The organism is Bradyrhizobium sp. IC3195 (assembly GCF_020193585.1).
GTDB classification, from domain to species: Bacteria; Pseudomonadota; Alphaproteobacteria; order Rhizobiales; family Xanthobacteraceae; genus Bradyrhizobium; species Bradyrhizobium yuanmingense.
Genome location: NZ_JADYVG010000025.1, coordinates 58,107 through 78,512, shown reverse-complemented (window position 1 = coordinate 78,512; position 20,406 = coordinate 58,107). Strand labels below are relative to the sequence as shown.

General features: G+C 64.8%; 19 protein-coding genes. 13 read left to right on the top strand and 6 right to left on the bottom strand.

Annotated elements, in window-relative coordinates; translation table 11 throughout:
• The first annotated feature begins 185 nt into the window (after positions 1 to 185).
• The 3 genes from I6F09_RS32185 to I6F09_RS32175 are packed head-to-tail and all read left to right on the top strand — an operon-like array spanning position 186 to position 3,259.
• Positions 186 to 1,250, top strand: coding sequence for an acyl-CoA dehydrogenase family protein (locus tag I6F09_RS32185; RefSeq protein ID WP_225189848.1), 1,065 nt, complete (start codon positions 186 to 188; stop codon positions 1,248 to 1,250).
• 18 nt (positions 1,251 to 1,268) lie between these two features.
• A complete protein-coding gene (locus I6F09_RS32180) occupies positions 1,269 to 2,429 on the top strand; it encodes an acyl-CoA dehydrogenase family protein (protein ID WP_057027444.1) in 1,161 nt (386 codons plus the stop codon).
• Between the two features lie 17 nt (positions 2,430 to 2,446).
• Positions 2,447 to 3,259: an enoyl-CoA hydratase/isomerase family protein gene (locus I6F09_RS32175; protein ID WP_109141718.1), complete on the top strand. Its 813-nt coding sequence runs from the start codon at positions 2,447 to 2,449 to the stop codon at positions 3,257 to 3,259.
• Positions 3,260 to 3,373: 114 nt separating this feature from the next.
• Here I6F09_RS32175 and I6F09_RS32170 read toward each other — a convergent pair whose 3' ends face one another.
• The 3 genes from I6F09_RS32170 to I6F09_RS32160 form a co-directional block, all read right to left on the bottom strand.
• Positions 3,374 to 4,120 carry a hypothetical protein gene (locus I6F09_RS32170; RefSeq protein WP_225189847.1) on the bottom strand — a complete coding sequence of 249 codons (747 nt, stop codon included), beginning with the start codon at positions 4,118 to 4,120 and terminating at the stop codon, positions 3,374 to 3,376.
• Positions 4,121 to 4,122: 2 nt separating this feature from the next.
• Entirely contained in the window at positions 4,123 to 4,911 is a 789-nt protein-coding gene (locus I6F09_RS32165) for an enoyl-CoA hydratase (protein ID WP_225189846.1), read from the bottom strand.
• 194 nt (positions 4,912 to 5,105) lie between these two features.
• Positions 5,106 to 6,311 (bottom strand): ABC transporter substrate-binding protein, encoded by a 1,206-nt coding sequence (locus I6F09_RS32160; RefSeq protein WP_225157218.1) that lies wholly within the window; start codon positions 6,309 to 6,311, stop codon positions 5,106 to 5,108.
• Between the two features lie 399 nt (positions 6,312 to 6,710).
• Here I6F09_RS32160 and I6F09_RS32155 point away from each other — a divergent pair, with 399 nt between their 5' ends.
• On the top strand, positions 6,711 to 7,481 hold the full coding sequence (locus tag I6F09_RS32155; RefSeq protein WP_225113658.1) for a thermonuclease family protein: 771 nt from the start codon (positions 6,711 to 6,713) through the stop codon (positions 7,479 to 7,481).
• A gap of 135 nt (positions 7,482 to 7,616) precedes the next feature.
• Positions 7,617 to 9,008 carry a M48 family metalloprotease gene (locus tag I6F09_RS32150; RefSeq protein ID WP_074448070.1) on the top strand — a complete coding sequence of 464 codons (1,392 nt, stop codon included), beginning with the start codon at positions 7,617 to 7,619 and terminating at the stop codon, positions 9,006 to 9,008.
• Between the two features lie 105 nt (positions 9,009 to 9,113).
• Here I6F09_RS32150 and I6F09_RS32145 read toward each other — a convergent pair whose 3' ends face one another.
• Both I6F09_RS32145 and I6F09_RS32140 read right to left on the bottom strand, forming a co-directional pair.
• Positions 9,114 to 10,358 (bottom strand): MFS transporter, encoded by a 1,245-nt coding sequence (locus I6F09_RS32145; protein WP_225189845.1) that lies wholly within the window; start codon positions 10,356 to 10,358, stop codon positions 9,114 to 9,116.
• A 186-nt stretch (positions 10,359 to 10,544) separates the two neighbouring features.
• Positions 10,545 to 11,792: an MFS transporter gene (locus tag I6F09_RS32140; protein WP_036014620.1), complete on the bottom strand. Its 1,248-nt coding sequence runs from the start codon at positions 11,790 to 11,792 to the stop codon at positions 10,545 to 10,547.
• Between the two features lie 187 nt (positions 11,793 to 11,979).
• Between I6F09_RS32140 and I6F09_RS32135 the strand changes: the two genes are divergently transcribed.
• Positions 11,980 to 14,046 carry a prolyl oligopeptidase family serine peptidase gene (locus tag I6F09_RS32135; RefSeq protein ID WP_225189844.1) on the top strand — a complete coding sequence of 689 codons (2,067 nt, stop codon included), beginning with the start codon at positions 11,980 to 11,982 and terminating at the stop codon, positions 14,044 to 14,046.
• A 117-nt stretch (positions 14,047 to 14,163) separates the two neighbouring features.
• On the opposite strand, the gene I6F09_RS32130 is transcribed toward I6F09_RS32135, so the two are convergent.
• The gene (locus tag I6F09_RS32130; protein ID WP_225189843.1) at positions 14,164 to 14,838 is read right to left on the bottom strand and encodes a DUF938 domain-containing protein; all 675 of its coding nucleotides are present in this window, start codon (positions 14,836 to 14,838) and stop codon (positions 14,164 to 14,166) included.
• A 284-nt stretch (positions 14,839 to 15,122) separates the two neighbouring features.
• Here I6F09_RS32130 and soxX point away from each other — a divergent pair, with 284 nt between their 5' ends.
• From soxX to I6F09_RS32095, 7 genes are all read left to right on the top strand, one after another.
• On the top strand, positions 15,123 to 15,416 hold the full coding sequence (gene soxX / locus I6F09_RS32125) for a sulfur oxidation c-type cytochrome SoxX (protein WP_225113698.1): 294 nt from the start codon (positions 15,123 to 15,125) through the stop codon (positions 15,414 to 15,416).
• Between the two features lie 27 nt (positions 15,417 to 15,443).
• Positions 15,444 to 15,941 (top strand): thiosulfate oxidation carrier protein SoxY, encoded by a 498-nt coding sequence (gene soxY / locus I6F09_RS32120; RefSeq protein WP_036014597.1) that lies wholly within the window; start codon positions 15,444 to 15,446, stop codon positions 15,939 to 15,941.
• A 15-nt stretch (positions 15,942 to 15,956) separates the two neighbouring features.
• Entirely contained in the window at positions 15,957 to 16,268 is a 312-nt protein-coding gene (gene soxZ / locus I6F09_RS32115; RefSeq protein WP_225137686.1) for a thiosulfate oxidation carrier complex protein SoxZ, read from the top strand.
• Positions 16,268 to 17,131 carry a sulfur oxidation c-type cytochrome SoxA gene (gene soxA / locus I6F09_RS32110; protein WP_225189842.1) on the top strand — a complete coding sequence of 288 codons (864 nt, stop codon included), beginning with the start codon at positions 16,268 to 16,270 and terminating at the stop codon, positions 17,129 to 17,131. The genes soxZ and soxA overlap by 1 nt, the downstream gene beginning before the upstream one ends.
• Positions 17,128 to 17,433, top strand: coding sequence for a hypothetical protein (locus I6F09_RS32105; protein WP_036014604.1), 306 nt, complete (start codon positions 17,128 to 17,130; stop codon positions 17,431 to 17,433). Before soxA ends, I6F09_RS32105 begins: the two co-directional genes overlap by 4 nt.
• Positions 17,434 to 17,483: 50 nt before the next feature.
• Positions 17,484 to 19,235: a thiosulfohydrolase SoxB gene (gene soxB / locus I6F09_RS32100; RefSeq protein ID WP_225189841.1), complete on the top strand. Its 1,752-nt coding sequence runs from the start codon at positions 17,484 to 17,486 to the stop codon at positions 19,233 to 19,235.
• Between the two features lie 131 nt (positions 19,236 to 19,366).
• Positions 19,367 to 20,404, top strand: a complete 1,038-nt coding sequence (locus I6F09_RS32095) for an MBL fold metallo-hydrolase (RefSeq protein WP_036014607.1) — start codon at positions 19,367 to 19,369, stop codon at positions 20,402 to 20,404.
• Positions 20,405 to 20,406: the final 2 nt, after the last annotated feature.

Below are 20,406 nucleotides of genomic sequence, written 5' to 3'. Positions count from 1 at the left end.
AAATCGAGCAAACTCCGCTAAGCGGAATTAGCATTTCCTGAAGCCTGGCCCCATGCCCACGCCGCAGATGGACCTGCGATCAACGCTTGTCAGGGCCATGGCTTTTTCCGATCATCGGGCGCAAGAAGAGACGGCGCACTGGCCGATCAGACCGGACGCGCCAATGGCAAGATACGGGGAACGCTGTGGCGGAGAGTGACAATATCGTCGTCGAGACCGCGGAGAAGATCTTCGCAGATCTCGCCGATCCGCAAACCATCAACAACGACAAGAACAATTCCTGGCAGGCGCCGCTGTGGCAGGCGTTGAGCGAAGCCGGCCTGCCGCTGTCCTGGGTGCCGGATGATCTCGGCGGCTCGGGTGCGAGCCTCGCCGACGGCTTTGCGCTGATGAACGCCGCCGGCCGTTTCGCAGTCGCGGTGCCGCTGGCCGAGACCATGCTGGCGGGATGGCTGCTGGCACAGGCCAAGATCACATCACCCGATGGCGAGATGACGGTCGTGCCGGCGTCCCCGAAGGACCGCATCACCCTCGATGCCGACGGTGCGCTCTCCGGCCGCGCGCGCGGCGTGCCCTTTGCCAAGACGGCGAAGCATTTTGCCGTGCTGGCGCACGGCAAGGATGGTGCTTCCATCGCGCTGATCGACGCGGCCAAGGCGCGGATCGAGGCCGGGCTCAATGTCGGCTACGACCACAGCGATACCGTCACGCTCGACAAGGTCCAGCCCGTCGCCATCAAGCCCGCGCCGAAGGGCTTTGAGCAGACCCATCTGATGCTGATGGGCGGCGTCGCGCGCAGCCTCCAGATCGCCGGCGCGCTGGAATCCATGCTCGACATCTCCGTGCGCTATTCCAACGAGCGTGTCGCCTTCGAGAAGAAGATCTCGAAATTCCAGGCCGTGCAGCACAATCTCGCGCGCCTCGCCGGCGAATCCGCCGCGGCGCTTGCGGCGGCGACGTCCGCCGCCGACGCCATCGCCAATGCAAGATCGTTCAACGACGAGATCTATCTCGAAGCCGCCTCCGCAAAGATCCGCTGCGCGGAAGCTGCCGAGAAGGGCAGCGGCATCGCGCATCAGGTCCATGGCGCGATCGGCTTCACCATGGAGCACATCCTGCACCGCTATTCGCTGCGCGCGCTGGCCTGGCGCGACGATTTTGGCTCGGAAAGCTACTGGGCCGTCGAGCTCGGCAAGCTCGTGGCAAACCGCGGCGCCGATGAATTGTGGCCGCTCGTGGCGTCGCGCTGATCAGGGGACGAGACAAAAATGACCGCTGCCCTCCGTTTCGATCCGATCCGCCTGCCGGAGAAATGCGAGCAATTGCGCAAGGAAGTGCGCGCCTTCCTCGCCGAGGAAATCGCCGCCGGCACTTTCGATCCGCACAAGCCCAATCGCGAGGACACCGACGCGCCGGAATTTTCCCGCCGGGTCGGCGCCAAGGGCTGGCTCGGCATGACCTGGCCGAAAAAGTATGGCGGCCAGGAACGCTCCTTCCTCGAGCGCTACGTGGTGACCGAGGAGATGCGCGTCGCCAATGCGCCGACGCGGCGCTTCTTCGTCGCCGACCGCCAGAGCGGGCCGGTGCTTTTGAAATACGCGCCCGAGCACATCAAGATGGAGATCCTGCCGAGGATCTGCCGCGGCGAGATCTGCTTTGCCATCGGCATGAGCGAGCCGAACTCGGGCTCCGATCTGTTCGCGGCGAAGACGCGCGCGACCAAGACCGACGGCGGCTATCTCATTAACGGCACCAAGATCTGGACCTCGTCGGCGCATATCGCCGACTACATGATCGCGATCTTCCGGACCTCGCCGCCGACCAAGGAGAACCGCCGCCACGGCCTGACCCAGTTCCTGGTCAAGATGAAGCAGCCGGGCATCAAGGTGAATCCGATCGGCCAGATCACTGGGCAATACGAGTTCAACGAGGTGGTCTTCACCGATCACTTCATTCCCGATGACCATGTGCTCGGCGAGGTCGACGGCGCCTGGAAACAGGCGACGAGCGAGCTCGCCTATGAACGCTCGGGCCCTGAGCGTTTCCTCGAGACGTATTACGTCCTCACCGAGCTGGTCCGCGCTGTCGGTCCCAATCCCGATACGCGCAGCGCCGAGGGCATCGGCCGCCTGGTCGCGCAGCTCCACACCATGCGGCGGATGTCGGTCTCGGTGGCCGGCATGCTCGAAGCCGGCAAGGAGCCGGTGGTCGAAGCGTCCATTGTCAAGGACATCGGCACGGTCTGGGAGCAGCAGCTGCCGCATCGCGTGCGCGATCTCGCCGCCTTCGTCGAGGAGACCGCGAGCAACCGCGAGACCTTGGAGCGGCAGCTCGACTTCGCGATCAAGACCGCGCCGAAACTCACCATCCAGGGCGGCACCACCGAGGTGCTGCGCGGTATCATCGCCCGCGGATTGGGTCTGCGTTAAGTCAATCGAGGATCATCATGAGCACCTATCAAGATATCGGCGTCGAGAAGGTCGGGCATGTCGGCACCATCGAGATTCGCCGTCCGCCGCTCAACTTCTTCGATATCTCGCTGATCAACCAGATCGCGGACGCGCTCGACGAGTTCGACCGCGACATCGAAATCCGTGCCTCCGTGCTCTCCGCGCAGGGCAAGGCGTTCTGCGCCGGCGCCAATTTCGGCGATCCGGCGCGGCAGGCCCAGGAGGCGCGCGAGGCCGAGAAAAAGGGCGATCCGGCCGACAGTCTCGGCCCGATCAACCATCTCTACATCCAGGCCGTGCGCATCTTCCGCGCCAAGAAGCCGATCGTTGCCGCCGTGCAGGGCGCGGCCATCGGTGGCGGTCTCGGGCTTGCAGTGTCGGCCGATTTCCGCGTCACCTGTCCCGAAGCGCGCTTCTCCGCAAACTTCACCAAGCTCGGCTTCCATCCCGGCTTCGGCCTGACCGTGACGCTGCCGGAGCTGATCGGCAAGAACAACGCCGAGCTGATGTTCTATACCAGCCGCCGCGTCACGGGCGAGGAAGCCTACAAATGGGGCCTCGCCAACGAGCTGGTGCCGCAGGACCAGGTGAAGGTGGCCGCGATGAAGCTCGCCGGCGAGATCGCCGAATGCTCCCCGCTCGGCCTGCTCTCCACCCGCGCCACGATGCGCAATGGCCTCGCCGACCGCGTGATGGCCGCGACCAATCACGAGCTCGCCGAGCAGACGCGGCTGCGCGCGACGGACGATTTCAAGGAAGGCGTGAAGGCCACGGAAGAGCGGCGGGTGGCGAATTTCAAGGGAAGGTAAGCCGGGGCAGTAGGGTGGGCAAAGGCGGCGCATAGCGCCGTGCCCACCATCGCTTCATTTGTGTGGCGGAATTGGTGGGCACGCTTCGCTTTGCCCACCCTACGCATGAGTCGATCAACTCACGCGGAACGTCACTCCGCCCAGCAGAAACTCGTTGCCCTCAACCGCGAGCCCTTTTGCCTTGGCGGTATGCAGCACCTGCGCCACGTCAGTCACCCGAAACTCCAGCGCACTCATGATCTCGCTGGCGCCCTTGACGAAGCGGAAGGTCGCGTTGGGTAGCTTCAGTTCGGCGCCTTCAGGCGCAATTCCGATGATCCTGCCCCAATGCTCGGCGAGCCCCGCGGGATCCGGGCTCTGCATCTCCACCGCCGTCAGCGCCTCGGTCACATCCTTGCGGATGAATTTCTGCCAGTCCGGTCCCGCCGGAGGATACGGCCCGAGGATGTCGTCGCTGCCTTCGGTGTGATTGAACTCGATGAAGGCGGCGCGGCAGTCGCGGGGGTGGAGCTGGACGCCGTGATACGGCGCGTGGTCGATGACATTGGCGGTGCGCACGCCGAGCGCATTGGCGTTGCGGCCGCGCTCGTCCGGGTCGTCGCAGCAGAAGATCGCCATGTAACCGCCGCGGCCGCCGGTCTTCTCGATGAAGCGACCGGCCGTGGTGCCGTCCTTGAACGGCGCGACCACCTCCAGCAGGATCGTGTCGACCGGGAGCAGCGCGTTCTCGAGGCCGTATTGGGCGACATTGCCGTCGCGATAGCAGACGGCGAGGCCCATGATCCGACCGATATCCGTGATGACGGGCTCGAGCTGCGGCGCGACCAGGCAGATCTGACGCAGCCGGATATAGGGCGCCATGGTCATGCGCCCCTAAAGGTCGGCTTGCGCTTCTCGACGAAGGCCTTGGCCGCCTCCTTGTGATCCTCGGTGTCGCCGCAACGGGTGTGATGGATCGCCTCGCCGTCGAAGCAATCCTCCAGCGCCAGGTGCTCGGCGTTGTTGATGTTGCGCTTGATGAAGCCGAGCGCGATCGACGGCCCTTGCGCCAGCGACAGCGCGAGCTCGTGCGCGGCCGCGTCGATCTCGGCGTCGGGCACGACCTTCGTCACCATGCCGATCGCATGTGCCTCCTTCGCGGTGAGCACCGGCGACATCAGATAGAGCTCGCGCGCCCGCGCACTGCCGAGCAGCTGGGTCAGGAAATAGGTGCCGCCGTAATCACCGGAGAACCCGACCTTGGCAAAGGCAGTGGTGATCTTGCAGGATTCGGAGGCGATCCGCAGGTCGCAGGACAGCGCCATGGACAGGCCGGCGCCAGCCGCCGCGCCATCGAGCTGGGCCACCACGGGCTTTGGCATCTGATGCAGGATGCGCGAGACCTCCATGCCGCGGCGCAGATTTGCGAGCTTCCGCTCGAACGGCAGCGGCGCGCGCGCCTGCGCCATCGACTTGACGTCGCCGCCGACGGAGAACGAGCCGCCGGCGCCCTTGAACAGCACCGCCCGCACCTCGGGATCATCAGCCGCGCGCCGCGCCGCCTCGACCAGCCCGGCGACCATCTCGGGATTGAGCGCGTTCTTCCGCTCCGGCCGGTTCATCGTGATGGTGAGCAGCCCGCCTTCGAGCTTTTGCAAGACCATGTCGTTCATGGATGTTGGCCTCATTCTGTGGTGCCACTCTCTCACTTTGTCATTCCGGGGCGCGACGAAGTCGCGAACCCGGAATCCATCTCTCAACCGTCAATGCCGCCCAATGGATCCCGGGCTCTCGCTTTCGCGAGCCCCGGGATGACGACCTATTGTTTGGCGCGCCCCGGGATGACGGCGTGCCTTACGTCACGCCGTCACTTCTTCACCAGCGGGCAGCGCGACAGCTCCAATGACTGGAACGCCTCGTTGCCGGGGACGGTGGCGAGCAGCTTGTAATCGTCCCAGCGCCCCTTGGACTCCGACGGCTTCTTCACCTCGAACAGGTACATGTCGTGGATCATGCGGCCGTCCTCGCGGATCTTGCCGTTCTTGGCGAAGAAGTCGTTGATCGGCGTCTCCTTCATCAGCTTGATCACCGCCGCCGCGTCGGTCGTGCCGGCTGCCTTCACAGCTTTCAGATAATGGGTGACGGAGGAATAGACGCCGGCTTGTGCCGAGGTCGGCACGCGCTTGGTGCGCTCCATGAAGCGCTTCGAGAAGGCACGCGTGTCGTCGTTGAGGTCCCAGTAGAACGCTTCCGCGAGCAGCAGCCCCTGCGCGGTCTCGAGCCCGATCGAGTCGATATCGGTAACGAACGCCAGCAGCGGCGAGACCTTCTGGCCGCCCTTGGTGATGCCGAACTCCGCCGCCTGCTTGATGGCGTTGATGGTGTCGCCGCCGGCATTCGCGAGCCCGATCACCTTGGCCTTGGTGGCCTGAGCCTGAAGCAGGAAGGACGAGAAATCCGACGTGTTGAGCGGGTGGCGGACGGCGCCGAGCACCTTGCCGCCGGTCTTGGTCACGACCGCGCTGGTGTCCTTCTCCAGATCCTGGCCGAAGGCGTAGTCGGCAGTGAGGAAGAACCAGCTGTCGAGACCCGACTTCACCGCCGCAAGACCGGTCACGTTGGCCTGGCCGTAGGTGTCGAACACGTAGTGGATGGTGTAGGGGCCGCAGGCCTCGTTGCTGAGACGGATCGAGCCCGGCCCGTTGAACATGATGATCTTGTTGCGCGCTTTCGCGATCTCGCCGGCGGCAAGCGCGGTCGCGGAGGCCGCGACGTCGTAGATCATCTCGACGCCCTGATTATCGAGCATGTCGCGGGCAATGTTGGCGGAGAGATCGGCCTTGTTGAGATGGTCGGCCGCCAGCACCTGGATCTTGCGTCCCAGCACCTCGCCGCCGAAATCCTCGACCGCCATCTTCGCCGCAGTCTCGCTGCCGGAGCCGGTGATATCTGCATAAAGGCTCGACATGTCGAGGATGCCGCCGATCTTCAGCGGCGGCTTGTCCTGAGCCTGTGCGGCGCTCGCATTGAGGGCAAACGCGGCGGCAAAAATGCCGGACAAAATAGTCTTCATCGAAAACGACCTCCCTTATCGCGCCGTGCTCTGATGGCGGCTTGGTTATTGCTCTTGGGTTATTGCTCTTGGCTATTCGCTGTTGCCGCAATCATGCCGCATGCGCAAGAGCGCAGCAAGCGCAGGTGCGATGCAGATGAATAATCAATGCGCGCTTTCCGCAAAGCGGAATGCCGCGAGGACGGAAGCTGTCCCCGCATTGTCATTGCGAGCCAACGGGTCCGCGCGAAGCGCGGCCCGATGACAGGCCCCGCGAAGCAATCCAGAAATGCGTCCGCGGAAACAGTCTGGATTGCTTCGTCGCGAAGAGCTCCTCGCAATGAAGGGTGTGAGAAAGCCCCTTCGCGTCTCACCACGCATGAGTTAAAGTCCGGCCGCAATGCAACCTCTCCGGATCACGTGACGCAACGGCTTCGCTTCATCGTCGCATGTCTTCTCGTCGCAAGTAGCTCGGCATTCGCGGGCCCCTGCCAGTTCGAGTCCCAAGGCGAAGGCCGCGTCGCTGCCATCGTCGATGCGCGCAGCGTGCGGCTCGATGACGGGCGCGAGATCCGCCTCAGCGGCATCGCGCCGACCGCGACCACGAAGCAGGCGCTGACCTCGCTGCTCGCCGGCCACGACGTGATGCTGCGGAGCGCTGACGACACGCCTGATCGCTACGGCCGCCAGAGTGCGCTTGTCTTCATCGGCGAAGGCGACATCTCGGTGCAGGCCATGCTGCTCGCTCGGGGCGATGCCATCGCCTCCGCCGAGATCCTGGACAAGGACTGCGCGGCCGCCCTGATGGCGTCCGAAGCTGCGGCGCGGCGCCAAAAAATGGGCAGCTGGGCTGACCCGTCGGCCATAAAAAACGCGGAAAGTCCGGACGATATTTTGGCGGAGATCGGGCGCTTTACGGTGGTCGAAGGCAAAGTCCTGTCGGTCCGGCAAGCTGGGGCAACGACCTACCTCAACTTCGGACGAAACTGGACACGCGGCTTTGCCGTGACTATTTCAAAGCGCACGCTAGCGGCGTTCGAAAGCGCTGGTATGGCCCTTAAGTCCCTGGAGAATCGGCGTATTCGCGTTCGGGGCTGGGTTGAGGGGAATACGGGGCCACGCATCGATGTACGCCTCGTGGGGCAGATCGAGTTGCTGGGCGCAAACGAGCCGACAGGGGTAAGGCCTTAAGACAGGCCGGGCAACGGGTTAAACGACGTGAATGGGGTGCTAGAACGGCACGGACTGGGCGATTGCCGCCGCCTGCGGGCTGCGCCGGCCGCGCTTTGCCTTGCGCTGGGCGGACTTCTCGCTGGCTGCGGCGATATGGGCCGGTTCCAGACTGCGGCGACCCCGGCAGCCGTCGCGATGCCGAAGCCGAAGCCCGCCGTCGCCCAAACCCCGGCCACCGAGAAGGAGCACGAGCGCATCCTGGCGAGCTATGGCGGGACCTATGACGATCCCAAGCTCGAGGCGCTCGTCAGCAAGACCGTCGACCGGCTGGTCGCGGCCTCCGAGCGGCCCGACCAGGGCTACAAGGTCACCATCCTCAATTCCGGGGCGGTGAACGCCTTCGCGCTGCCCAACGGCCAGCTCTATGTCACGCGCGGCCTGCTCGCGCTCGCCAGCGACACCTCCGAATTGTCCTCCGTGCTCAGCCACGAGATGGCGCATGTGCTGTCCAAGCACGCGGCGATGCGCGAGGACCAGGCCCGCCAGGCCGCGATCGTCACCCGCGTCGTCACCGACATGAGCAACGATCCCGACCTCACCGCGCTGGCGCTGGCCAAGACCAAGCTCACCATGGCGAGCTTCTCGCGCAAGCAGGAGTTCGAGGCCGACGGCATCGGCGTCGGCATCTCCGCCAAGGCGCATTTCGACCCGTACGGCGCGGCGCGCTTCCTGTCCGCGATGGAGCGAAATGCCGAGCTGAAGGCCGGCAAGAGCTCGCTCGATCCGCGCGCGCAGGATTTCACCTCGTCGCATCCGGCAACTCCGGAACGCGTCCAGAACGCGCAGAACATTGCCCGCCAATACACCGCGCCTGAAGGCGCCGAGCGCGATCGCGAAAGCTATCTCGCCGCGATCGACAATCTCGTCTATGGCGAAGACCCGAGCGAAGGTTTTGTCCGCGGCCGGCGCTTCCTGCATCCGAAGCTCGGCTTCACCTTCCAGGCGCCGGACAATTTCACGCTCGACAACACCGCGCAGGCCGTGATCGGCGTCCGCGAGGGCGGCGCGCAGGCGATGCGCTTCGACGTCGTGCGCGTGCCGGCCGAACAGTCGCTCGGCGACTACCTCAATTCCGGCTGGATGGAAGGCGTCGAGAAGGCTTCGACCGAGGATCTCACCGTCAACGGTTTTCCAGCGGCGTCCGCCACCGCCAAGGGCGACCAGTGGCAGTTCAAGGTCTATGCGCTGCGCTTCGGCAGCGACGTCTATCGCTTCATCTTCGCGGCACGGCAGAAATCGACCGAGAGCGAGCGGAATGCGCGCGAGACCGTCAACTCGTTCCGCCGGCTGACGCTGGAGGAAATCCAGGCCGCGCGCCCGCTGCGCATCAAGGTCATCACCGTGCAGCCCGGCGATACCGTGGAGTCGCTCTCCCACCGCATGGCCGGCGTCGACCATCCCGCCGAGCGCTTCCGCGTGCTGAACGGCCTCGATCGCACCGCGCAGGTGAAGGTGCGCGACCGCGTCAAGATCGTGGCGGACTAAAGCGCGATGCGATTGGGATCGTCATCGCGCTCTAGGTTATTCTTTTGAGCATGATCTTTTCGGAAAACCGCTACACACTTTTCCGGACCATGCTCCGACGCCGCGCTAAGCGGATGTCATCCCAGAGAGACGCGGCCTCCCCCGCACCATGATCAGCGCCGCCGCCATCACCTCCAGCACGATGCAGAGATAGAAGGGCAGCGTATAGCCGCCGGAGAGATCGCGCAGGAAACCGACCACGCCGGGACCGAACGCGTAGGTCACCTGGTTGATCGCCGTGTTGAGGCTGATCAGCACGCCGAAGGCGGCGGAGTCGAACTCCTGCTGCACGATGAGCGAGGGCAGCGTGATGAGGTTGCCGACCGAAAAGCCGAACACGGCGCAGGCCGCGATCAGCACGTAATCGTTGTGCAGGTTGACGACGACGAGAAGCGCGGCGGCCTGGCTGAGGAACGACAGCGCGGACGCGAGGCGCTGATTGATGCGGTCGATCACCAGCGAGAACAGCACGCGGCCGACCACCGCCATCGCGGTGAGCACCGCGACGGCCACGGCGGCGCGCTCGCGTCCGATCACGGGATCGAGGAACGAGATCAGATGCACGATGAAGCCGACCTGGGCGAACAGCACCAGGGCGAAGGCGATCGTCACCGTGAGGAAGCCGGCGTCCCGCAGCGCCCAGGCGCGGATCTCAGTCGATGATTGCGGCTTCGCCTTCGCCGCCGCCTGCCACCCGTGGCGATCGGGCGGGCGGCCGACGAGAAGGAGGATGACCGGCACGAGCAGGATCAGCATGGCGCCGGCGGCGGCGTACATCGCACCGGCGAAGCCGATATGGCCGATCAATGCTACCAGCAGCGGCACGCCGGCGATGCCGCCGAAGCTGGCGCCGTTGAGCGCGAGACTGATCGCCATGCCGCGCTTCTGGTCGAACCACAGGCTGATCGTGTTGGTGATCATGCCGAGACTGGTGCCGGCCCAGCCGAAGGCGAGCACGGCATTGGCGAGATAGAGCTGCCAGGGCTCGCGCACCGCGCCGATCGCGACCGCAGCCGCCGCCATCGCCAGCGTCCCGGCGATCAGGCTGAGCCGTGGACCGTATTTCCGCACGGCCTCGCCGACGAAGACGACCAGCAGCGCGCCGAACAAATAGAAGAACGTGGTGCCGGAGGAGATCAGCGAGGCCGGCCAGCCCCGTGCGCGCTGCAGCTCGGCGACATAGACGCTCTGGCCGTAGAAGCCGAGCCCCCAGCCGAAGGTGGCGAGCAGGAAGCAGACCGCGACGATGCGCCAGCCTTCATAGCGGAGCGAGGATTCGTGGGCCGCTGGGGTCTGAGGATTGTCGAGCATTTCATCTGCCGTTTGTTTTGCTCCGTCATGCCCGGACTTGTTCCGGGCATCCACGTTCTTCTTCCGACCTCGCAAAGACGTGGATGGCCGGGACAAGCCCGGCCATGACGACATCTAAATAACCTTCCTCAGAAAATCACTTCGACCTGGATCGAAGTGTCAACGCTGCTGACAACCTCCCGCCACTCACACGGCGTCGGGGAATTCGCCCATGGCCGCCTCCAGCCGCGCCTTGCGGCGCTTCGCCCAGGAGACCAGCGAGAGCACCGCAAGGCCCAGCACCACCGGCGGGAACACCACGAGGTTCACCGCGGACCAGCCGTAATTGGCGAGCAGCTGGCCCGATGAGAACGAGCCGATCGCCATCATGCCGAACACCAGGAAATCGTTGAAGGCCTGCACCTTGTTGCGCTCCTGCGGGCGATGCGTCTCCAGCACCAGCGCGGAGGCGCCGATGAAGGAGAAATTCCAGCCTACGCCGAGCACGATCAGCGTCGCCCAGAAATGCATCGCCGTAAGGCCGGAGAGACCGATGATGGCGGCGCCCGCTTCCAGCAGCAGGCCGGCGGCGACGATCTTCGGAGCGCCGAAGCGCGCGATCAGCGTGCCCGTGAAGAAGCTCGGCCCGTACATCGCAACGATGTGCCATTGCAGGCCGAAATTGGAATCGGACACGGACAGGCCGCACAGCTTCATCGCAAGCGGCGCCGAGGTCATGACCAGGTTCATCATGGGATAGGAGATGACGCCGCACAGCGCTGCCGCGATGAAGCGCGGCTGGGACACGATCGTGAGCAGCGGCCGGCCGCCGTGCAGATCGGCCGGCGCGGGCTTCGGCATATCGACGCCGGCGACGATGCCCATCGCGATCAGCGCGACGGCGGCCTGCACCAGGAAGCTGAAGGCGAACAGATAAGGCTGCCAGACATCCATGGTCCATTGCACGAGCTGCGGACCGAGCACGCCGGCGAACACGCCGCCCGCCATCACCCAGGACACGGCCTTCGGCCGGTAGGCCGCACTGGCGCCATCCGCGGCGGCGAAGCGATAGGATTGCGCCACCGCGCCGTAGAGACCGCCGAGGAAGGTAGCAAAGCAGAACAGCGCGAACGAGCCGCGCAGAATTGCGAGCGAGCCGAGCAGGCCGGTGAGCGTGCCGAGACCCGTGCCGATGACGAAGGCGGCGCGGCGGCCGAAGCGGCGCGAGATCGCGCCGGTCGGCAGCGTCCCGGCGGCGAGCCCGACCACATACATCGAGATCGGCACGGTCGCGAACGACATGTCGGGCGCGAGCGTGGCGCCGACGATCGCTCCGGTGGCGAAGATCACGGCCGAGTTGGCGCCGGTCAGCGCCTGCGCGGCGGCGAGGCGCACCACGTTGGCGCGCGCGCGGGCATCGTCGGCGATCTCATGGGCTGCAGTCACGTCCAGCATCGGCATTTCCGCCCAAAGGGCTCTGTTGATTCGCGGCACTATGGAGGGGTGAGAGAGGGCCGGCAACCGGCGCAAACGGGCGCGGGCCATGCCCCTGACGCAATCGCTGGAATGATAACGCTGCGCACCCTTGACGGCTTGCGCTCGATCAAATCCTATCCGCCGCGATCTTCCGGGAGTTACCTTCATGTCCGTCGACGACAGGCCCACGCTTCAAGCGCCCGACGACGATCCCTGGCTGTGGCTGGAGGAGATCGAGGGCCGGCAGGCGCTCGATTTTGTCGAGCGGCAGAACAGCCTGACGCTCGCCGCGTTCGGCGGCAAGGCCTTCGAGCACGATCGCGACATCCTCGCGGCGATCTATGACCGACCTGACAACATTCCCTATGTCAGCCGGCGCGGCAACGACCTGCACAATCTCTGGAAAGACGCCGCCAACCCGCGCGGCCTGTGGCGGCGGACTTCGCTTGCGGAATTTCGCAAAGCCGATCCGGCATGGGAGACCATGCTGGACATCGACCAGCTCGCGAGAAGCGAAGACGAGGACTGGTTGCTTAGCGGTATCGCCACGATGCCGGGAAGCTCGCGGGCGATCTTGAGCCTGTCGCGCGGCGGCAGCGATGCCGTCACCTTGCGGGAATTCGACCTCGCCACGAAAAGTTTCGTGGCGAACGGCTTTGCGCTGCCGGAAGCGAAAGGCGGCGTCGACTGGCTCGATGCCGACACGCTGCTGCTGTCAAGCGCGCATGGCGAGGACATGGCGACGAGCTCGGGCTATGCGCGCACCGTCCGCCTGTGGCGGCGCGGCCAACCGGTCGATCAGGCACAGATGGTCATCGAGACCACCGCCGATCACATGGTGATCTATGGCATGGCCGACGACACCGGAGCGGCGCCCCGGGTCTGGATCGTCGACCAGATCGACTTCTTCAACCACGCCATCTGGCTGCGCGATGCGGCCGGCACGACGACGAAGCTCGATCTGCCGACCGGGATTTGGATGCAGGCGCATGGCGACTGGTTCGCGATGAAGCTACGCAAGGACTGGCAGGTCGATGGCCGGACCTATGCCACCGACACCGTGCTCGGCATCTCGCTCTCGGCCTTCCTCGCCGGCAGCCGCGATTTTGTCGTCCTGTTCGAGCCCGCACCGCGGCGCGCGCTGCAAGGGTTGTTCTGGGCGGAAGGAAAGCTGGTGATGTCGATTCTCGACGAGCTCAAACCTCGCTTCGAGATCTGCACACCGTCTGCCACTAGCTGGAGCCGCAAGACACTTGGCGGCCTGCCGCAGATCGGCGTCGTCGATGTCTGGCCGCTCGACCGCCATGCATCGGAGAGCAATGGCGATCTGCTCGCCAATGTGCAGGACCCGCTGACGCCGCCGGCGCTGCTGCTGATCGAGCGCGGCGTCGCAAGCCCGATCGTGCTGAAGCAGGCGCCGAAGACGTTCACCGCCGATGGCCTCGTGGTGACGCAGCACGAGGCGATCTCCGTTGACGGCGAGCGTATCCCCTATGTGCAGACGGGCCCTGCCGGCGAGACCGGCGATGCGCCGGTCTATCTGAGCGCCTATGGCGGCTTTGGTCACTCGGTGAAGCCGTACTACAATTCCTCGCTCGGCAAGTTGTGGCTGGAGCGCGGCGGCACGATTGTGCAGGCGAATCTGCGCGGCGGCGGCGAGTTCGGCACGCGCTGGCACGATGCCGGACGGCTTGCCGGCAAGAAGCTTTCACACGACGATTTCGCCGCGGTCGCGGCCGATCTCGTCCGCCGCGGTGTGACGAGCGCAAAACGCATCGCCGCGCAGGGCGGATCGAACGGCGGCATCCTCATCACCAACATGCTGGTGCGCTATCCCGAGCGTTTCGGCGCATTGTTCTGTACCATCCCGCTGATCGACATGCGCCGCTACACCAAGCTGCTCGCCGGCGCGAGCTGGATCGCGGAATATGGCGATCCCGACAAGCCGGAGGAATGGGAATGGCTGAAGACCTACTCCGCCTATCACAACGTCAGGGACGGCCAGTCGTACCCGCCGATCCTGATTGCGACCACGCGGCGCGACGACCGCGTCCATCCCGGCCATGCCCGCAAGATGGCGGCAAAGCTGCAGGCCATGGGCTATGAGGCCTGGTTCTACGAGCCGCCCGCAGGCGGCCACGGCTACGGCAAGGACAACAAGGAGCGCGCCGGTTTCGAGGTGCTGGGCTATCGGTTCTTGAAGGAGAAGATCGGGTGGCGGGATGAAGGCTAGAGTTGGGTGCGCTGACGTCTCCACATCGTCATGGCCGGGCTTGGCCCCGCCATCCACGCCTTGCCTTACCGCCCGAAGAACGTGGATGCCCGGGACAAGCCCGGGCATGACGACCTCCTAGCCTCTTGCAAACACCAGCGTCAGATTGTTCGCGGGCATCTCGATCGTGTCGACGAGGCCGAGGCCTGCCGCCTTCGCCAGCTTCTCGACGTCGACGACGTCGCGCACGCCCCATTCGGGATTGCCCTCGCGCAAGGAGGTGTCGAACACCGCATTGCTGAGCGCGGTATGCTTGCCGTCGCGCTTGAAGGGGCCGTAGAGGAACAGCTTGCCGTCGCGGCGCAGATAACGGCCCGCGCCGGCGAACAGGCCTTCGGCCACGGCCCAGGCCGCGATGTGAATGACATTGGCGCAGAACACGGCCGCGAGGCTGGTCGGCCCCTGCCCGCTTTTCATTTCCGGGCACCAGTCGGGATCGGTGAGGTCGATGCGCAGGGGTGAACGGATGTTCGGCAGGCCGGCATGCACGCGCCAGGCTTCGATGCTCTTGAGGTGGCGCTGGTTGAGATCGCTCGGCCACCAGATCAGGCCCGGCGTGTGGCGGGCGAAATGCACCACGTGCTGCCCGGTTCCACTGCCGAGTTCCACGACGTTGCCGATCGCATCCGCGAGATGCTTTTCCAGCGCTGCCCAGATCGGTTCGTGATTGCGATGGAAGGCAGGCGCATCGAGCCGGCCATCCGGCTCGACCCGTCCGCCATCCCTGCCAAATTCGACCACATATTCAGCCAAGTGACGTCCCCAAAAAATGCGAACCAGAAAAGGCGGCCAAACGTCCGAGAATAATCTACTAGTTCACGCCCATCCGAATGAACGAACTATCTCGTCAGTTGCAATGCGCAGGATATTAACTCCATTTCACCGCGTGCATAGTCTTGATTGTCAGGCGATGGCCTTTGTGCTTTTGAACAATTCCGCAAACGAGATCATCGAGATAACGCCGGGACGATGCCTTGACCGCCTTTCCTCGCAAGCCCGCTCTGCTTGCTGCGCTGGCCCTCCTCGCCGGCGCGGCAATGGCCCCGGCGGGGGCGCAATCCACCGTGACGGAGGGCCAGAAGCTCGCCTTCGACCGCGGCAAGGGCAATTGCCTCACCTGCCACGTCATCAAAGGCGGCGACCTGCCGGGGACGATCGGACCGGAGCTGAAGGACATCAAGGCCAAATACCCCGATCGCAACGAGCTCACCGCGATCATCTTCGACGAGACCAAGCGCAATCCGCAAACCATGATGCCGCCGTTCGGCCGGAACCGGATTTTGACCGAGCAGGAGATCAACGCGATTGTTGATTTCCTGCAGACCCTGTAACCGCCGGCGGCCCCTAGGAGACTTGAGATGACCACGACCCCCAAGCCTCATTGGAGGCCTCATCCGACGCGGCGCCTGATCCTTCAGGGCGCTGCCTCCGTGGCGCTGCTCGGCCTCGGCAATCTGCCGTTCGCGCCCGCGCGCGCCGCGGCGAACGACAAATATCCGGAAGAGGCCTTCAGGCAGAAGAGCGAGGCGGATGCGATCAAGGCGCTCTACGGCAAGGCCGCCGAGCCGTCGGACAAGGTCAAGCTGGATGCGCCGGAGATCGCCGAGAACGGCGGCGTCGTGCCGATCTCGGTGACGACGACGCTGGACAAGGTCACCTCGATCTCGTTCTTCGTGGCGGAGAACCCGAGCGCGCTGGCGGCCAGCTACAGGATTCCCGATGGCACGATCCCTGCCGTCGCCAACCGGCTCAAGATGGCCAGGACCACCAAATTGACCGCGATCGTGGAGGCCGACGGCAAGCTCTACAGCGCGACCAAGGAGGTCAAGGTCACCGTCGGCGGTTGCGGCGGCTAAGCGAGGCAGTTCGACATGGCATCCAGCATTCGCGTGCGCGCAACATCGACCGGCGACATCACCGAGGTGCAGACGCTGATCCAGCACCCCATGGACACCGGCCTCGTCAAGGACTCCAAGGGCGAGTTGATCCCGGCGCATTTCATCCAGCGGCTGAAGTTCGAATGTAACGGCAAGGACGTGTTCGTCGCCGATTGGGGCACAGCGGTCTCCAAGGACCCCTACGTCAAGTTCAGCTTCAAGGGCGCCAAGAAGGGCGACGAGCTCAAGATCTCCTGGACCGACAACAAGGGCGGCTCGGATACGACCACCGCGAAGATCGCGTGATGAAGGCCCGCATCCACCTCCTGCTTGGCTCGCTCAGCGCTGCGCTCGTCGCGTTCGCGCTTGCCGCGCCGCGCGTGATCGCTGCCGACAAGGTCGATCCCGTCGCCGACGCCAAGGCGTTCCAGAACTTCTTCTTCCAGAAATTTCCGAACGTGAAGCACGAGGATTTCGTCAACGGTCCGTATTCCATGAACGAGGACATGAAGCGGCAGTGGCAGGAGAAGGAGGAATTCCCGCCTTACGAGTTCGCGCTCGAGGCCGGCAAGGAGATGTTCTCGACCCCGTTCAAGAACGGCAAGACCTATGCCGACTGCTTCCCGAACGGCGGCATCGGCATCCGCCAGAACTATCCGTACTTCGACAGCGGGGAAGGCAAGGTCATCACGCTGGAGCTCGCGCTCAACCGCTGCCGCGAGGCCAATGGCGAGGCGCCCTATTCCTACATCGAGGACGAGATGGCCTCGCTCACCGCCTACATGGCCTACACCTCGCGCGGCAAGCTGATGGACATCAAGATACCCGACGATCCCCGCGCCCTGGCGGCGTACGAGAACGGCAAGCGCTATTTCTACACGCGGCGCGGCCAGATGAATTTCTCCTGCGCGAGCTGCCACGTGCAGAGCCCGGGCGAGCGCATCCGCGCCGAGACCCTCGCCCCAGCGCTCGGCATCCTCAACGCGATGCCGATCTACCGCTCCGAATGGAGCGGCATGGGCACGACCAGCCGCCGCTTCGTTACCTGCAACAGCCAGACCCGCGCGGTTCCACTGGAGCCGCAGTCGGATGAATATCGCGACGTCGAATATTTCCTGTCCTACGTCGCCAACGGCCTGCCGATCTCGGGACCGGGAGCACGGCCATGAAGCTGTCACTTGGCTTGGCCATGCTGCTCGCCTTGAGCCTTGCGCCATCCGCGCGCGCGGCGAGTGAGGCGGACTACAAGGCGGCCTATGCGGCCGCCGAAGCCGCCTCCAAGGAGGCGGCGGGCATGCGCAACCAGTGGACGGTGACCGTATCTGCGCTGGCGGCCGCGAAAAGGGCTGCCGATGGCGGCGATTTCGGCCGTGCGGTGGCCGCGGCCAGGGAAGCCGAAGCGCTGGCGAGGGCGTCGATCTTCCAGGCTGTTTCCGAAAAAGAAGCCTGGAAGGCGATGGAAATCCGCTAGACTGCCCCGCGGTGAACGCAGTCCCCACGAGAGGCGCGGAGAATTCTTGAATGGCGATCCGCCGCCGCGATTTCCTGAAAGGTGCAGGCCTTGCCGTGGCAACGATTGGCCTGCCGCGGCTCGCCCGCGGCGCTGACGCCGCCAGCATCTACGACCTCGAACGGTTCGGCAATGCGCGCATCCTGCACATCACCGACACGCATGCGCAGCTCAATCCGGTCTATTTCCGCGAGCCCAGCGTCAATATCGGCATCGGCGAGATGGCGGGACGGCCGCCGCATCTGGTCGGCCGGGCCTTTCTCAAGCGCTTCGGCATCCGCTCCGACAGCGCCGATGCCTATGCCTTCACCTGCTTCGAGTTCGAGAAGTCCGCAGGCCGCTTCGGCAAGCTCGGTGGCTTTGCCCATCTGAAGACACTGGTCGATCGCCTGCGCGCCGATGTCGGCGAGCGGCGTTCGCTGCTCGTCGACGGCGGCGATCTCTGGCAGGGCACGGGGCTGGCCAACCTGATGCAGGGCCGCGACATGGTCGAGGTGGCCAATCTGCTCGGCATCGAGGCGATGACGGGCCATTGGGAATTCACCTATGGCGAGCAGACGCTGCGCGACAATCTCGAGCGTTTCAAGGGCGAGTTCCTGGCGCAGAACGTGTTCCTGACCGAAGAGGCCGCGTTCAACGACGCGCCCGCCTTCGACAAGGCCACTGGGCGCGTGTTCAAGCCTTCCGTCATCAAGGAGCTCGGCGGGTATCGCATCGCAATCGTCGGCCAGGCCTTTCCCTACACTCCGATCGCGCATCCCAGGACGTTTACACCGGACTGGAGCTTTGGCATCCGCGAGGAGGAGCTGCAGAAGCATGTCGATGCCTTGCGCGGCACCGACAAGGTCGACGCCGTCGTGCTGCTGTCGCACAACGGCATGGACGTGGATCTCAAGCTCGCCAGCCGGGTCACCGGCATCGACGTCATTCTCGGCGGCCACTCCCATGATGCCGTGCCGCAGCCCATGCCGGTGAAGAACGCAGGTGGTACGACGCTCGTCACCAATGCCGGCTCCAACGGGAAATTTCTGGGTGTGCTCGATCTCGCGCTCGACAGCGGCAAAGTCAGCGATGCCAGATATCGTCTGCTGCCGGTCTATTCGGAGCTGCTGAAGCCCGATCCGGCGATGGCCGAGCTGATAGGCCGGGTCCGTGCACCGCACGTGGCCGACTGGTCGGAAAAGATCGCGACGCCCGACCGGCTGCTTTATCGCCGCGGCAATTTCTCCGGCCCCATGGACGAGCTGATCTGCACCGCGCTGCGCACCGAGCTCGATGCCGAAATCGCGCTGTCGCCGGGCTTCCGCTGGGGCGTCACCGCGCTGTCCGGCCAGGCCATGACCATGGAGGATCTGCTGGCGGAAACCGCGATCACCTATCCCGAGACCTATGTGCAGGAGATAACGGGGGCCCAGATCAAGGACCTGCTCGAGGACGTCTGCGACAACCTCTTCAACGCCGATCCCTACTACCAGCAGGGCGGCGACATGGTCCGTGCCGGCGGGCTCAGCTACACCTGCACGCCGGACGCTGCGATCGGCAGCCGCATCTCGGAGCTGAAGCTCGGCAGCGGCAAGGCGCTCAACGCCAGCCACCGCTACAAGGTCGCGGGCTGGGCCTCAGTCAACGGCCAGCAGGGCGCGCCGGTGTGGGACGTGGTCGGCAAATATCTGCGCTCGGGCCGGATGATGCCCGAACGGCTCGGCTCCGGCGTGACGCTGAAAGGCGTCGAAGGCAATCCAGGCATTGCAGGACTGGGATGATGTGTTTTGTCCGCGATCATGCGACCATAATAATAATCTTCTAAATTTTTCTGCTCATGCAGTGAATTACTTCTCTTTCCGACCCGTATTGTAGTAGAATCTTGGAAGTCAGTTCCAAGCCGGGTCCTGCCATGATCTTCCGACAGCTCTTCGACAGCGTTTCGGGCACCTACAGCTACGTCCTCGCCAGCCGCCCCGGCGGCGAGGCGCTGATTCTCGACCCCGTGCTGGAGAAGGTCGACCGCTACTGCCAATTGCTGCGCGAGCTCGACCTCAAGCTGGTCAAGGCGGTGGACACGCATCTGCATGCCGACCACGTCACCGGCCTCGGCGAGCTGCGCGATCGCACCCATTGCATGACCGTGATGGGCGACCAGACCAAGGCCGACGTCGTCGCCATGCGGGTGGCCGACGGCGACAAGGTGACGATCGAGGGCCTGTCGCTCGACGTGATGTACACGCCGGGCCACACCGACGATTCCTATTCTTATTTGATGGGCGACCGCGTCTTCACCGGTGACACGCTGCTGATCCGCGGCACCGGCCGCACCGATTTCCAGAACGGCTCGGCGCGCGCGCAATACGATTCGATCTTCAACCGCCTCTTGAAGCTGCCGGACGAGACGATGGTGTTTCCGGCCCACGACTACAAGGGCGACACCGTCTCCACCATCGGCGAGGAAAGACGCTACAATCCGCGGCTCCAGGTGCGCTCGGTCGACGAATATGTCGAGCTGATGGCCAATCTGAAGCTGCCCAATCCGAAGATGATGGACGTGGCGATCCCCGCCAACATGCATGTCGGCCTGCATCAGGAAGAGCTGGAGAAGGAAGGCCGCGCGCTCAGCGCGATCGAGGCGATCCGCAGCCTCGGCCGGCCCGACATCCTGCTGGTCGACTTGCGCGAGACCAATGAGCGGATGAAGCACGGCATGCTCGAAGGCGCGCTGCACACGCCGTATCCCTCCGTCGAGGAGAGCCTCAAGCCCGGCGGCATGCTGCGCGAGGTCGCGGCCGCAACCGGGCGGCGCGTGGTGTTCTTCTGCGCCTTCGGCGAACGCTCGGCGATGGCCGTTGCTGCCGCAAAGGAGGCGGGGCTTCCGAACACCGCGCATATCGCCGGCGGCCTCGATGCCTGGAAGAAGGCAGGCGGGCCGGTGGTGCACTGACG

Excerpts from the sequence above, each read along its gene's own strand:
- I6F09_RS32180 (WP_057027444.1), top strand. The coding sequence starts at position 1,269 with ATGACCGCTGCCCTCCGTTTCGATCCGATCCGCCTGCCGGAGAAATGC.
- I6F09_RS32175 (WP_109141718.1), top strand. The coding sequence starts at position 2,447 with ATGAGCACCTATCAAGATATCGGCGTCGAGAAGGTCGGGCATGTCGGC.
- I6F09_RS32170 (WP_225189847.1), bottom strand. The coding sequence starts at position 4,120 with ATGGCGCCCTATATCCGGCTGCGTCAGATCTGCCTGGTCGCGCCGCAG.
- I6F09_RS32165 (WP_225189846.1), bottom strand. The coding sequence starts at position 4,911 with ATGAACGACATGGTCTTGCAAAAGCTCGAAGGCGGGCTGCTCACCATC.
- I6F09_RS32160 (WP_225157218.1), bottom strand. The coding sequence starts at position 6,311 with ATGAAGACTATTTTGTCCGGCATTTTTGCCGCCGCGTTTGCCCTCAAT.
- I6F09_RS32150 (WP_074448070.1), top strand. The coding sequence starts at position 7,617 with ATGGGCCGGTTCCAGACTGCGGCGACCCCGGCAGCCGTCGCGATGCCG.
- I6F09_RS32145 (WP_225189845.1), bottom strand. The coding sequence starts at position 10,358 with ATGCTCGACAATCCTCAGACCCCAGCGGCCCACGAATCCTCGCTCCGC.
- I6F09_RS32140 (WP_036014620.1), bottom strand. The coding sequence starts at position 11,792 with ATGCTGGACGTGACTGCAGCCCATGAGATCGCCGACGATGCCCGCGCG.
- I6F09_RS32135 (WP_225189844.1), top strand. The coding sequence starts at position 11,980 with ATGTCCGTCGACGACAGGCCCACGCTTCAAGCGCCCGACGACGATCCC.
- soxX (WP_225113698.1), top strand. The coding sequence starts at position 15,123 with ATGGCCCCGGCGGGGGCGCAATCCACCGTGACGGAGGGCCAGAAGCTC.
- soxY (WP_036014597.1), top strand. The coding sequence starts at position 15,444 with ATGACCACGACCCCCAAGCCTCATTGGAGGCCTCATCCGACGCGGCGC.
- soxZ (WP_225137686.1), top strand. The coding sequence starts at position 15,957 with ATGGCATCCAGCATTCGCGTGCGCGCAACATCGACCGGCGACATCACC.
- soxA (WP_225189842.1), top strand. The coding sequence starts at position 16,268 with ATGAAGGCCCGCATCCACCTCCTGCTTGGCTCGCTCAGCGCTGCGCTC.
- I6F09_RS32105 (WP_036014604.1), top strand. The coding sequence starts at position 17,128 with ATGAAGCTGTCACTTGGCTTGGCCATGCTGCTCGCCTTGAGCCTTGCG.
- soxB (WP_225189841.1), top strand. The coding sequence starts at position 17,484 with ATGGCGATCCGCCGCCGCGATTTCCTGAAAGGTGCAGGCCTTGCCGTG.
- I6F09_RS32095 (WP_036014607.1), top strand. The coding sequence starts at position 19,367 with ATGATCTTCCGACAGCTCTTCGACAGCGTTTCGGGCACCTACAGCTAC.